We start from the raw sequence: 13434 nt of genomic DNA, 5'->3' as shown, positions 1-13434 counted from the left end.
ATACATAAGTCTTCCATTTTATATATTCATATGAAAAAGGAAACAGCCGTACCGCCCTGTTTCCTTCTTCCACCTTCAGTCTTCTTTGCCGTCTGTTTCTTTCAGCTCTAAATGAAATTCCCCGACTGCATCCTCCTCGTAAAGATTCGTTAACGAGGTATAATAATTATCAATCATTCCACGGAACTCTAATTCATCCTCAGGCACCGACACATCAAAATATAGATCATATAACAGCGTGGTGATGTCATGATATTCCTGATGGCTCACTTTGAAATCAAAGGAGAGATGAATGGCCTGCTCCCCTTTTTCAGCCAGTGTTTCCTCTTTATAGTTGTACACATCAATCCGGTTCCCATTAAGGATTACCTGTTTGGCCATGAATGAATTCCTCCCTTTTCTTATTCATCTTGAAGCGGACAAGATTGGCTTATTTTATGTAAGAATTCTTGGTTAAATGAATCGTACACCTTTCTTTTTGGGATTTCAAACATCTTGATTTTATAAAAATAAAAGAAAAAAGAGCTTCGCAGGGGAAGCTCTCTCTCATTCGTCTTCTTCTGATGTATTCAGGTGCTCTTCTTCGTCTATCAGGTAAGTCCAGTCGCTTTTTATCATATTGTCCCAAAGTTTCTCAATAATCCTCATGGATGAATCCCTCTCTTCGATGTACTGTTAATCCATCTTTACCCTGTTTTCGAAGGAGATAACATCCAATTTATAGAAAAAAGAATCATATTTTCTTCTTAATGATATCAGCGTACTGCTTGGAGGTCCTCACCTCAACTGTCAGTTTTCCGTTTGCCATGACAGTTTTCAGAAGGAACGGGGCTCCTGCTTTATTCTGGAACCGGAAATCCTTGCCTCCGTATGAAACAGTGGCATCCCTGCCGACAGGCACATAACCGACCGTTACAGAATGATGATGCTTTTCAACATAGTCTACCCCGATCTGATCGACTGCATTGAAGAGAGTCGAAGATGTCTGGCAAATTCCGCCGCCGATGCCCATAACCAGCTTTCCATTGATGGCCTCCTGCGCGGGCTGATAGCCATGTGCCTCATCGCTTGGCCCTACTGTTGTATTAAAGGAGAAATAATCGCCGGCTCCCACAATCACATTTTGAATCGCCTGGGCCGACAGCTCGATATTTTTTGTCCTTCCTGCTACAGAGCTATTAAACTTGGTTGTATAAGAGGCAACCACCACTTCGCTTAAATGAGCAGCGTCCTCCGGCTTATAGCCGCTTTCAGAGACGACGAGCGGCAGTTCAACATTTCCTCCCTCAGCAGAAGCTTCAATCACCTTTGCCGTAAGCTCGGATTCTTCAAGAATCGTCCTGGGATTGCCTTTCACAATCCCGCCGTTCGCATCAATCCTGTCCGGTACCATCCTCTTGTCATAGCCAGCGTTTGCGTCCGTCCCTCTAGCAAGATCCTTCGCCCATTGGCTGATTTGCTTCTTATACTTTTCCAGATCTTTTTCATAGCCCATTTCCTCTGGTTTAAAGGTCTTAATGATTGCTTTGGTATTCGGATCAATAATCTGGACCACAACGGGTTCTTTTGCTTCTTCAGCCAGTTTTTCCTGTTCCTGCTTTTCTTTTTCCTTTTGAAGCTGGCTTTCAAGTTCATTCACTTTTTCCTCCAGCTTCTCCTCCTTGGATGCCTGGTCCGCACATCCGCCCAAAACTGCCAAACTGCCAATCAACAAAGCTGCAATCCATCGTCTGCTTTTCGCCATGAGTCCCCCAACCCTGTTTTTTATTTCCAGAATACACAAACTTCTATCCTAAAAACGCTTCCGCTTATCATCTTATTCTTCAACTTTGAAGGTATTCCCAGCAAAGCTAGGAACTATCTACTATTTTACAATAAAATGGATTCTTTATAAAGAATTAGGGGGTATGGGAATGAAAGGAAGCGATTTGCCCTAAAAAAAACACTTCCGCTGGGAAGTGTTTCTCCTTACCTGGAAAGGCCTGAGCCAATGCCTCTGCTGTCAAATTTCATTTTTAGAAAGTCTGAACATGCATCAATATCCGGTTCTCTTGTTCCTTCCATAAGGACTTGGATGTACGGCTTCCGATCTTTAAGCAGCTTTGAGATAAGGCTATAGTTTAACAGGCCCTGTCCTGCCGGGACGATCTTCACCTGATCTTCTTCGATAACAAAGTCTTTTGCATGGAAAATGGCGATCCTTTCCCCAAGAAGGTGAATAGCTTCTGCTAACAGCTCATCCTGCCTATGATAGTTTTCAACCGTGATGAGGTTGGCGGGATCAAATATGACCTGGACATTATTTGAATCTACAAGATCCAAGAGGCGTTTGAGTCTATCAGCTGAGTGGACTGGATGATTAACCCCTGCCTCTACACCGACAATTACACCGAATTTTTCAGCTTCCTGTGCGAGCTCGGCAACACTTTCCACTGCTGCTAAAAACGGCTTTTCCTCAAAATTTCTTTCACTATAGCCCATTTCAGGAAGAACACTTCCAGTCTCGGTACCGACGATGCTGCAGCCAAAATCCCTTGCATACCGGATATGCTCTTTAAATTTCTCCAGTCCTTTCTGCCTCTCTGACAGATCCGGATGAATAAGATTCACATAACAGCCCAGGACAGCAATTTGGACGCCGGCACTTCCGAATGTATTCCCAATGTATTGTGCCAGCCCCGGTGACAGGCTGCCTGGTGAGGGATAAAGAGATGCTAGTGATTTTCCCAGGGCAAGCTGGATGCATGAAAAACCTTTCCGGCCAATTTCATTTGCCAGCTCCTCCAATGAATCTTTTTCAATATCGTGGGCTCTGATTCCAAGGTTCATTTTAATTCCCTCCTAATAAGAAAGCCGCACTCTTGTACGGCTTCTCTCATATATTCTCTTATCGTACGAGCCAGCCTCCATCTACTGCTAGAAGATGTCCATTCATATAGCTGGAAGCGTCGCTTGCAAGGAACACAACGGCCCCCATCAGATCGGCAGCCTGCCCCCATTTCCCTGCAGGAATCCGTGAAAGAATTTCTGCATTCCTCTTTTCATCAGCCATGATTGCAGCTGTATTATCTGTCGCAATATAGCCTGGGGCAATCGCATTGACCTGGATATTGGATTCTGCCAGCTCATTCGCAAACGCCTTCGTCAGGCCTGCCACTGCATGCTTGCTTGCCGTATAGGAAGGGACGAATTTTCCGCCCTGGAAAGACAGCATGCTCGCGATATTAATGATTTTCCCGGATTTCTGTTCAGCCATTACTTTCGCTGCCTCCTGGCTGAGCAGATAAAGGGAATTCAAATTAACTTCCAATACAGCATCCCAGTCTTCTTCTTTATACTGGAGAAGCGGGGCACGGCGGATCGTGCCTGCATTATTGACAAGGATATCAATTTTTCCATATTCATTCAGACAGGCGTCTACTGCTTCTTTAATCTTTGTTCGATCGCTAAGGTCTGCCTGGAAAAATACCGCCTTCTGCCCTGTTTCTTCTATTAATCTTTCAGTTTCCTGCCAATCGCCGCTCCTTGAAATGACAAACAGGTCGGCCCCTGCCTTGGCAAGCGCCGCCGCATATGCCTGGCCAAGGCCTTTATTTCCCCCTGTTACGATTGCAGTCTTGCCAGCAAGGCTGAACATATCCATTGAAAAAGAACTCAGTGCCTCTGTCATACGAAATCCTCCGTTTCTATCAGTCTCTTATCGCAATTCTTCCATTTTGACATGGTCCATATCGGTATAAGTGATATTCTCTCCGCACATTCCCCAGATGAAGGTATAATTGCTTGTTGCCGTGCCGGTATGGATGGACCAGCTCGGGGAGATGGCAGCCTGTTCATTCTTCATAACAAGATGCCTTGTTTCATCCGGCCTTCCCATGAAGTGGAACACACGGGTATCTTCCTCCATATCAAAATAGAGATAAACCTCCATTCTCCGCTCATGTGTATGGCACGGCATCGTATTCCAGACGCTTCCCGGCGACAGCATTGTTAAGCCCATCTGCAGCTGGCAGCTCTCACAGACATTTGGATGGACATACTGGTAGATTTTCCGCTCATTCAAGGTTCCCGGCTCTCCCATTTCCAGCGGCTTGATTTCATTGATATCAATTTTGACTGTCGGATACTGCTGATGGGCAGGGGTGGAGTTTATATAGAATTTTGCCGGCGCTGCCGCATCTTTGGAGCGGAAAAGCACCTCCTTAGTCCCTTTTCCTACATATAAACCGTCCCTGGCCTGCATATCATACTCTGTTCCATCGAGGATGACTGTCCCATCCCCTCCAATGTTGATGATGCCAAGCTCACGCCGTTCCAGGAAATAATCGACGCCCAATTCCTTGTCGAGCTTAATGGTCAGTTCGCCCTCTGCAGGTGTAACACCGCCAAATATCATCCGGTCATTATGTGTATATGTCAGGTGGACCTGCCCTGATTCAAACAGTGTTTCCACCAGGAACTCTCTTCTTAAATCATCTGTCGTATACTTTTTCATATCCTCGGGATGAATCGCATAGCGTGTTTCCATTGTGCATTCTCCTTTTCAATCATTATTTTCAGCGGAGTATTTTTCCTGGTTCACTTTCCGCCAAAGCTAAAACTTCTACCTTTGTAAATGAATTGCTGTCTCCATGGACTGTGTGTTTAAGAGCTGAAGCCGCTGTCGCAAAATCTGCCGTCATCTGGGGATCCCACCCCTCCAGCACACCAGCAAGAATTCCGGCCATAAAGGCATCCCCTCCGCCAACCCTGTCCACGATAGGCTCTATATTGTGGACTTTAGACTGAAAAAGCCGGCTTCCAATGTACAGATTACCCTGAAGCGTGTTGCTTGTGGCTGATTTGATTTTCCGGAAGGTAGAGCAGATATACCGGATGCCGGGATATGAAGCAGCCAGTTTACTATAATAGTTTTGCAGCCTTTCCGTTTGTGAAAGAGAGCTATCTGCAGGCTCCATCCCCAAGAGATGGATGCTGTCCAATTCCCCGCATGAACAGATGTCTGCATATGGAAGCAGTTTCTTTAAGGCTTCCCCGGCTTCTGCCTGGCTCCAGAGCTTTCCGCGGTAATTGAAGTCAAGGCTTGTCAGCACCCCATATTCCTTAGCTTTCTTGAAAGCGAGGAGTACAAGCTCCCTGAGCTCAGGAGAAAGGGCCAGTGTGATTCCGCTTACATGAAAAAGTGAAGCATCGCGCAGCATTTCGTCCAAGTCTGCTTCTTCAGGCACCAGTTCCGAGAAGCTCGAATGCTTGCGGTCGTAGGTGACCTGGGCGCTTCGTTCCCCTGTCCCTGATTCCAAATAGTAGGTGCCGAGGCGGTCTCCGCCTTTTAAAAGGAAGTCTGTCCGGACGCCATTTGCTTTTAAATGCCTTTCTGCCCCTTGCCCTAAAGGATTGTCAGGCACCTTGCCGGCAAAAAAAGATTCATAGCCAAAGTTGGCCAGAGATACAGCGACATTAGCTTCTGCACCGCCATAGTGGACGGTAAGGCCTGCTGCCTGGGAAAGCCTTACGCCCTCTTCTGTTGAAAATCGCAGCATAATCTCTCCCAGAGTTACAATCTTCTTCATTGCAGCCCCTCTTTCCTTGCTTCTTTGACAATTTTTATATATTCTGCAGACATTTCGGTAATTTTTTCATAGTTTCCTGTTTTGGCAGGCGCCGCCAGGTTTCCTCCAACCCCTACTGCCACACAGCCGTTTCTGATCCATTCCCCGGCATTTTCCAGGCTGACTCCGCCGGTCGGCATGAGATTAGCCTGCGGAAGCGGCGCCTTGACCGCCTTTATGAAGTCCGGCCCGAAGGCATTCCCAGGGAACAGCTTGATAATATCTGCCCCATATTCCAGCGCTTCCTTCATTTCAGTGATCGTCATGCAGCCCGGCATATAAGGCACCTGATAAAGGTTGCACAGCTTGGCAGTCTCCCTGTCAAAGGCAGGGCTGACGATGAATTCGGCGCCTGCGAGAATGGCAATCCTCGCTGTCGCCGCATCCAGGACAGTTCCGGCCCCCAGCACTGCACGCGAATCATCTGCAAAATATCCCGCCAATTCCTTTAAAACGGCTTCAGCCCCATCGATGGTAAAGGTAATTTCTATCCCGGCAATCCCTCCCTTTACACAGGCTTCAGAGATTTTAACGGCCTCTTCCCTTGAATCGGCCCGGACAACCGCCACCACTCCAGATTCTGTTAATCGATTTAATATGTTCAGCTTCTTCATAATTGCCTCCCCGGCAGAAAATTGATCAGCATCTCCTGCCTATAAAGTGACTCCGCTTTTAAAAATGGAAATTTCCCTGAAATCGTTTTTCTCGTTATTGACCAATTCCCCGCTTGCCACACTGATGATATAGTCTGTGAACTGCTGCAGTACCTCATCTGCAGAAATTTCTTCTTCAAGGAGTGTGCCTGCATTTAAATCGATCCAATGTGGCTTTGTTTCATAAAGCTGGGTATTGGTCGAGATTTTCATCGTCGGTACAAAAGTTCCGAACGGGGTTCCCCTGCCTGTGGTGAACAGGACAATATGGCAGCCTGCTGCGGCCAGTGCAGTGGAAGCAATCAGATCATTCCCTGGCGCGCTGAGAAGGTTCAGCCCTTTTTTACGGAGAGTGCCGCCGTATGGCAGGACATCAACCACCTTGGAGGTTCCGGCTTTCTGTGTGCAGCCAAGAGACTTATCCTCAAGAGTGGTGATGCCGCCCGCTTTATTGCCTGGTGATGGATTCTCATAGACAGGCTGTTTATGTTCAAGGAAATAACCTTTAAAATCATTGATCAGGCTGACAACTTTTTCAAAAACCTCTTCGTTTTCCGCCCTTTCCATAAGGATGGTCTCTGCACCGAACATTTCCGGCACTTCAGTCAATACGGTCGTCCCTCCCTGGGCGATCAGATAATCAGAAAAGCGGCCGAGCAGAGGGTTGGCGGTTATGCCCGAGAACCCGTCAGATCCCCCGCACTTCAGGCCGATGTTCAATTCAGAGAGCGGGATATCCTCTCTTTTATCATCCTTGGCTGCTTCATAGATTTCTTTCACTAGCTGAAATCCCGCTTCAATCTCATCTGAAACTTCCTGGGAAACGAGGAATTTAACCCGGCTTTCATCTACTGTTCCAAGAGCTTTCCTGAATTCCTCCATCTCATTGTTCTCACATCCAAGACCTAAAACGAGCACGCCGCCTGCATTAGGGTGATGGACTGCATCAAGAAGGATTTGCTTCGTATTTTCATGATCATCTCCCAGCTGGGAGCAGCCATAGCTGTGCTTTAGAACCAGGGCCTGGTCAAATGGATTTTGGCCGCCGGCATGCTTTTCAAAGCGGCTGATGATTTTCTCAGCAATTCCATTCACACAGCCGACCGTCGGGACAATCCACAATTCATTGCGGATTCCGGCTTTGCCGTTCTTGCGCCGATATCCCTTGAAGGTTCTTTGTTCATTGCGGAAAGGACTGTCTGCAAAAGCCGGGGAGTAGCTGTATTCCTCCTGGCCGGAAAGATTCGTTTTCGTATTATGGGTATGGACCAGCTCTCCCTGGCCGATCGCTGCTGCTGCATGCCCGATTGGATAGCCGTACTTTACGATATTTTCATTCTCATTAATTTCGGCTGCTGCAATTTTATGTCCACGGAGGATATCCTCGCGCAAGATGATGGTTTGGCCATCCACTGTTAATTCAGCACCGGCTTTCAGGTCTTTCAGTGCGAGAATAATATTGTCTGCCGGATTGATTTTAAGAAAATCTCTCATTCTAGTTCCCCCTAGCTAGGACAGGCTTGCCGATTACGCGCTGAAGCGCTTTCTGAATGCCTGTTTCTTCTATTTCCCTGAGATATTCAGCAACTGCTTCCTTAAGGCCTGCAATCCCGGTGAGGTCCATGCCCCAAAGCTTTTGTTCTTTCAAAAGGTTAGCGGACAGCTGCTCTATCCCAATCTGCTTTTTCTCAAAGCTTCGCCATTCCGATTGAAGGATTTCGAGTACCGTACTGCTGTCTTCCACATCCATTTTCTTGTATAGATACAATAAGCAGCATAAGGAAAAGACGATTTTTGCCGGCAGCTTTCCTTCTTGTTTTAGATAATCAAGCAGGGCAGGCAGGTTTCTGGCAGAAAATTTCGACATCGAGTTCAAGGAAATGCTCTTTAGGTAATGCTTGATATAAGGGTTGGCAAAACGGTTCATTACCTCTTCTGCATACTGCTCCAGCTCTTTTCTGTCCCCATCAAGTGCCGGAAGGATTTCCTCTTCTATCAGCTTTCTTATAAAAAGCCCCACCTCTGGATGTGTGACAGATTCTTCAACTGTTTCAAGCCCGGAAAGGAGTGCCAGGGGCGTCATTGCCGTATGAGCACCGTTTAATACCCTTACTTTCCTTGTACGAAATGGAGTGATGTCCTCAGTGATGACAAGATTCAGACCAGTCCCCTCAGCAGACAGCTCATCCTTCAGCCAGGACGGCCCCTCTATTGCCCAGAGATGATAATGCTCCCCTGTAACAAGAAGTTCGTCCTCGTAACCCAGTTCTTTTGTTTTCTCTTCCAGGGTATCCTTAGGGAAACCCGGGACAATCCGGTCGACCAATGTCGAGCAAAAGACATTGGATTTATCAATCCAATTCTTGAAATCAGCGCCGAGATTCCATGAATCTGCATATTGGAGCATGATTTCCTTCAATTTCCCGCCATTATCTTCAACCAGTTCACACGGAAGGATGATGCATCCATATTTTTCATCACCCTTAAAGGCCAGGTAACGATGGTATAAAAAACCTGCAAGCTTTCCGGTAAACCCCTTCTGCGGAAGGTCCTCCAGCTTGTCATCGGGATCAAAGACCATTCCAGCCTCGGTCGCATTGCTGATGATGAATCTGAGCTCCTTCTGTCCGGCAAGCCTTTTGAATTCCTCATAATCTGTTTGAAGATTGATTCCCCTGCTGATTGAATCGATTATCATATGTTCCTTTACAGGGACCCCTTCCTTCAGCCCTTCAAGATAAAGGGTGTACAGCCCATCCTGCCTGTTAAGCCGTTCAATTTTGCTGGACCCACGGGGCTGTACGACAACCGCACTTCCATTGAACCCTTTTTTCTCATTTAAAATTTGAATCTGCCAGTCTGCGAAACCCCTTAAAAAGTTCCCTTCGCCAAATTGAAGGATTTTTTCAGGGAATATCCTTTTGGCATGTGTTTTACTGCTTAGGCGTTCCATATCCTTCCTCCCTTTTATTCAATCCTGCACACGTTAACATTTTCTCGGAAGCCCGCTGGCTTCGGGCTGTGCTAGCTAAGCCTCTTCACAGAGCTTCTAATGATAAGCTCTGTGTTAACAAAGATTTTTTCCGCATCAAGCCCTCCTTGAACAAGAGAGAGCATTTTTTCCGCACCCAGCAGGCTGATTTGCTCTACAGGCCTCTTCAAGGTGGAAAGCGGCGGAGTCGTGTATTGTGAATAACCTATATCATCAAAGCCGATAACAGATAGATCATCGGGCACTTTCAGACCTTTTTCAAATGCACAGTTCATGGCACCGATCGCCATATCGTCATTCGAGCAGAAAACGGCAGTCGGCGGTTCCTTAAGGGATAAAAGCTGCTCCATGGCCAGAAAGCCGCTTTCCATATCATAATTGCCTTTCACTGCATAACTGCTTTTGACAGGAATTCCCTTCTCAATCAATGCGTTCATATAACCGTCCTTGCGCATCTGAGATGATTTAAAGCTTGAAGTTCCCTCAATGATCGCAATATCCTTATGGCCGTTATTGATCAGAAATTCCACTGCCTGTTTCGAGCCTTCAGCATCGTTTGAGCATATATTGTATACACTTTCTTCTTCTATCTCCCTGTTCAGGACGATTAGAGGAATCTCCTTTTGCAGGACATGGTAGATAAAGGGGTTATCCCGGACGCTTTGGCTCATAAGGATGATTCCGTCAAAACGCTGCCTGTTGATGCTGGAGAAATCCTGATAATCATCGATTCCGCGGATGAACAGATTATAATCCTGAGAAATTGCCCCGTTGACTCCCTTGATTGTATCCGCAAGGAAGCTTGCGGATGTTCCATTTGCGATGCTTGTCAGGAACAGGCCGATTGTATGTGATTTCTGCATAACCAGGCTCTTGGCATTCACATTCGGCGAATAGTTCAGCTGGGAGGCAATTTCAAGGATTTTCCGCTTTGTCGGCTCTTTGATCAGCGGACTGTTGTTCAATGCCCGCGACACAGTTGTATGCGACACATTGGCCATTCTTGCAATATCTTTAATCGTTACCATATATAAACCTTCCTTTTACCCAATCAATGCTATTCATCCTTTTATTATAACCTTCCCTGCCCGCCGGCTCCAAGCCTGGACGTGATCACGGATTATTTAACAGCAGCTGCATGCTGTTTTCCAGCTTCCTGGAATTGAAAATATTCCTCTGCATTATAATAGGAAATCCCTTTGATAATCCGGCTGAGCAGTTCCTTGTCATTCGGAACTTCCCCATTTTCGACCCATTCACCGATCAGGCTGCAGACAATCCTGCGGAAATATTCATGCCTGGTATAAGACAGGAAGCTTCTTGAATCGGTAAGCATCCCGATGAACCTGCTGAAGAGCCCCATATTTGCCAAGGCTTTCATCTGATCGAGCATCCCATCCCTCGTATCATTGAACCACCAGGCAGTCCCGAATTGGATTTTCCCAGGTATGCTGCCGTCCTGGAAGCTGTTGATGATGCTGGCAAGAATATAGTTGTCGCCCGGATTCAATGAATACAGGATCGTTTTAGGCAGCCCTCCTGCCTGAGCTAAAGAATCAAGCAGCCGGACGAGCGGCTTTGCAATCTTGTCATCATTGATAGAGTCATAGCCAGTATCAGGGCCAAGGGTTTGGAACATCTTCGTATTATTATTGCGGTGTGCATTCATATGGTACTGCATAGCCCATCCCAGGCTGGCATAAAGCTTGCCCAGGTGAACGAGCGTATAAGTTTTATACTGCTTTTCCTCTTTCTCGGACACAATGCCGCCTGAAAGCTTTTTAGCAAAAATCTCTGAAACCTCTTCAAAGGTTGTTTCTTCATATACAACCTGATCAAGCGCGTGGTCGGAAACCCGGCCGCCGAGTGAGTGGAAGAAGTGGACTCTTGAATCCAATGCATCAAGGAAGCTTGCATAGCTGTCAACCGTTGTACCGCTCGCTGTTTCAAGCCGCTTTATCCACTCTTCATAGCCCTGGCGGTTGATTTCCAGTCCTTTATCAGGCCTGAAGCCCGGTACGACAAGTACGGGGAAATCCGCTTCTTTTGAAAGAAGCTGGTGATATTCAAGTGAATCAGCTGGATCGTCGGTCGTGCAGATGACCCGGACATTAGATTTCTTAATGATCTCCCTGACTCTGAAATCTTCTGTTGCGAGCTGCTTATTGACCTTATCCCAAATGTCCGAGGCGGATTTTTCGTTTAAAATGTCATAGATGCCAAAAAAGCGCTGAAGCTCCAGGTGAGTCCAATTGTAAAGCGGATTTCCTATTGTCATCGGCACGGTCCTCGCCCAGGCAAGAAACTTATCATAATCGTCTGCATCACCGGTTATGTACTTTTCATCAATCCCATTGGCCCGCATTACCCTCCATTTGTAATGGTCCCCGTACAGCCATGCTTCCGTAATATTCTTGAATTTTTTATTTTCATAGATTTCCTTTGGGCTGATGTGGCAATGGTAATCAATGATCGGCAGATCCTTTGCAGACTCATGATATAAAGACACAGCTGTTTCATTTTTCAGGAGAAAATTCTCACCCATAAACCTTTCCATATGAATCACCCTCCATTTGTTTGTTAACGTTAACAATTTTCTATAAATTCAGTCTAACAAATTTAAAAAGGTCTGTAAACGACTTTTGTTAACGTTAACATTTTTTTGTTCTGCCAGCGGCCTGCCTTAATTATAGGTATATACTTTATAGAATAATCAATGGTCAAACGAATAGGATTAATGCACGGAAAGCAAAGCGCCATGTTTCCAAAAAAATAAAGGGTTCCGGTAAGTTTTACTACGGAACCCTTAAAAATTAAATAGATGAGAACTGCTGCTGTCAGATTAGCCTTATTCAGCAGTAAGGATTTCTTCTATCTGCTGGAGGCTGTCTTCTTTCAGCTTTACGCCAGATGCCTTTACATTTTCCTCAAGCTGCTCAGGGCGGCTTGCCCCGACAAGGGCGCTTGCTACGTTTGGCTGCCTGAGGATCCAGGCAAGTGCGAGCTGGGATAAGGTAAGGTCCTCTTGCTGCGCAATTTTTTCCAGGCTCTCTGCTTTTTCAAGATTACGGTCGTTCAGGACACCGTAAAGAGTGCCCAGGTCCTTTTGAGAGGCACGGCTTCCTTCCGGCGGTGCTTCCCCTTTTTTATATTTGCCTGTCAGCACGCCTTGGGCAAGCGGCGAGAACACGACCTGGCCGATTCCATGCTTTTCGCTGACAGGGATGATTTCTTTTTCAATATTCCTGTGCAGCATGCTGTAATTCGGCTGGTTCACGACGATCCGGTCCCACAGCTTCTTATCTGCCAGGTGTACGGCTTCTGTCATCTGCTCTGCCGTCCACTCGCTCACACCTGCATACAATATCTTGCCCTGCCTGATCAGATCATCAAGAGCGCGCAAGGTTTCTTCAAGAGGGGTTTCCGGATGGAAGCGGTGGCAATAGTAGATGTCGATATAATCAAGCCCAAGCCGCTTCAGGCTTGCATCCGCCTGCTCCATGATATGCTTGCGCGAAAGCCCTGAATCATTGGGCCCGTCCCCCATCTTGCCGAAAACCTTCGTTGCAAGCACATAGGAGCTCCTGTCATATTTGGCAAGTGCCTTACCAACGACCTTTTCTGCCTCTCCGCGCATATACACGTTAGCCGTATCAAAAAAATTGATGCCGAGCTCATATGCTTTATCTATGGAAGATGATGCCTTCTGCTCCTCCACATACCCTCCATAGGTGAGCCAGCTGCCGAGGCTGATCTCGCTGACCTTAAGGCCTGTATTTCCAAGACGCCGGTATTCCATGATCATTAGCTCCTTTATTATGTATTGATAGAGTTTTTCGAAAACTCTATGTATTTTAGTCTATCACCCTTTAAGAATAAATTCTTATTAGATGCTCAGAGAAGCTTTCATCAAATTTTATGTATATTTCAATAAATATCTAATTAATATTATTCATACCCTGAGTCTCAATTACACTTTACTTCCTAACTGACAGTCTTATATCATTGCGTCTTAGAATGGAGCTTATAAATTAGGAGTATTCACCACAATAAACGGAAAATGTAAACGCTAAAATAAAAGTTGACCACTTTAGCGGTTTTCGCTAACCAAAAAGTTGACCACCCTTAACACCCATCCCTTATCATAAGTTTGTCGAGAACTGTATGATTTGGGAGGAAA

The 13434-nt window shown here is 46.2% G+C and carries 12 protein-coding genes; all 12 read right to left on the bottom strand.

Going from position 1 to position 13434, the window contains the following annotated elements; genetic code table 11:
* Window positions 1-75: 75 nt before the first annotated feature.
* The 12 genes from LCM00_RS00060 to LCM00_RS00005 all read right to left on the bottom strand — a co-directional run bounded on the left by LCM00_RS00060 (window position 76) and on the right by LCM00_RS00005 (window position 13053).
* Entirely contained in the window at window positions 76-381 is a 306-nt protein-coding gene (locus tag LCM00_RS00060) for a DUF3219 family protein (protein WP_224896678.1), read from the bottom strand.
* A 352-nt stretch (window positions 382-733) separates the two neighbouring features.
* Entirely contained in the window at window positions 734-1744 is a 1011-nt protein-coding gene (locus LCM00_RS00055) for a VanW family protein (RefSeq protein WP_224896676.1), read from the bottom strand.
* A 224-nt stretch (window positions 1745-1968) separates the two neighbouring features.
* On the bottom strand, window positions 1969-2829 hold the full coding sequence (locus LCM00_RS00050) for a sugar phosphate isomerase/epimerase family protein (protein WP_224896674.1): 861 nt from the start codon (window positions 2827-2829) through the stop codon (window positions 1969-1971).
* Window positions 2830-2887: 58 nt separating this feature from the next.
* Entirely contained in the window at window positions 2888-3670 is a 783-nt protein-coding gene (gene kduD, locus LCM00_RS00045) for a 2-dehydro-3-deoxy-D-gluconate 5-dehydrogenase KduD (RefSeq protein WP_224896673.1), read from the bottom strand.
* Between the two features lie 27 nt (window positions 3671-3697).
* Window positions 3698-4528: a 5-dehydro-4-deoxy-D-glucuronate isomerase gene (gene kduI / locus LCM00_RS00040; RefSeq protein ID WP_224896671.1), complete on the bottom strand. Its 831-nt coding sequence runs from the start codon at window positions 4526-4528 to the stop codon at window positions 3698-3700.
* A 28-nt stretch (window positions 4529-4556) separates the two neighbouring features.
* Window positions 4557-5570, bottom strand: coding sequence for a sugar kinase (locus tag LCM00_RS00035; protein WP_224896669.1), 1014 nt, complete (start codon window positions 5568-5570; stop codon window positions 4557-4559).
* Window positions 5567-6223 (bottom strand): bifunctional 4-hydroxy-2-oxoglutarate aldolase/2-dehydro-3-deoxy-phosphogluconate aldolase, encoded by a 657-nt coding sequence (locus LCM00_RS00030; protein WP_224896667.1) that lies wholly within the window; start codon window positions 6221-6223, stop codon window positions 5567-5569. Before LCM00_RS00030 ends, LCM00_RS00035 begins: the two co-directional genes overlap by 4 nt.
* Before the next feature lie 39 nt (window positions 6224-6262).
* Window positions 6263-7756, bottom strand: coding sequence for a UxaA family hydrolase (locus LCM00_RS00025; protein WP_224896665.1), 1494 nt, complete (start codon window positions 7754-7756; stop codon window positions 6263-6265).
* A gap of 1 nt (window position 7757) precedes the next feature.
* On the bottom strand, window positions 7758-9215 hold the full coding sequence (locus LCM00_RS00020) for a tagaturonate reductase (protein ID WP_224896663.1): 1458 nt from the start codon (window positions 9213-9215) through the stop codon (window positions 7758-7760).
* Between the two features lie 71 nt (window positions 9216-9286).
* On the bottom strand, window positions 9287-10282 hold the full coding sequence (locus LCM00_RS00015) for a LacI family DNA-binding transcriptional regulator (protein ID WP_224896661.1): 996 nt from the start codon (window positions 10280-10282) through the stop codon (window positions 9287-9289).
* 92 nt (window positions 10283-10374) lie between these two features.
* Window positions 10375-11811, bottom strand: coding sequence for a glucuronate isomerase (uxaC, locus tag LCM00_RS00010; protein WP_224896659.1), 1437 nt, complete (start codon window positions 11809-11811; stop codon window positions 10375-10377).
* A gap of 291 nt (window positions 11812-12102) precedes the next feature.
* Window positions 12103-13053, bottom strand: a complete 951-nt coding sequence (locus tag LCM00_RS00005; RefSeq protein WP_224896657.1) for an aldo/keto reductase family protein — start codon at window positions 13051-13053, stop codon at window positions 12103-12105.
* Window positions 13054-13434 lie beyond the last annotated feature (381 nt).

This window comes from Bacillus infantis (assembly GCF_020171945.1).
Classification (GTDB): domain Bacteria; phylum Bacillota; class Bacilli; order Bacillales; family Cytobacillaceae; genus Bacillus_AB; species Bacillus_AB infantis_A.
The sequence above is the reverse complement of the archived record's forward strand: the minus strand, read 5'-3'. Positions and strand labels throughout refer to the sequence as shown.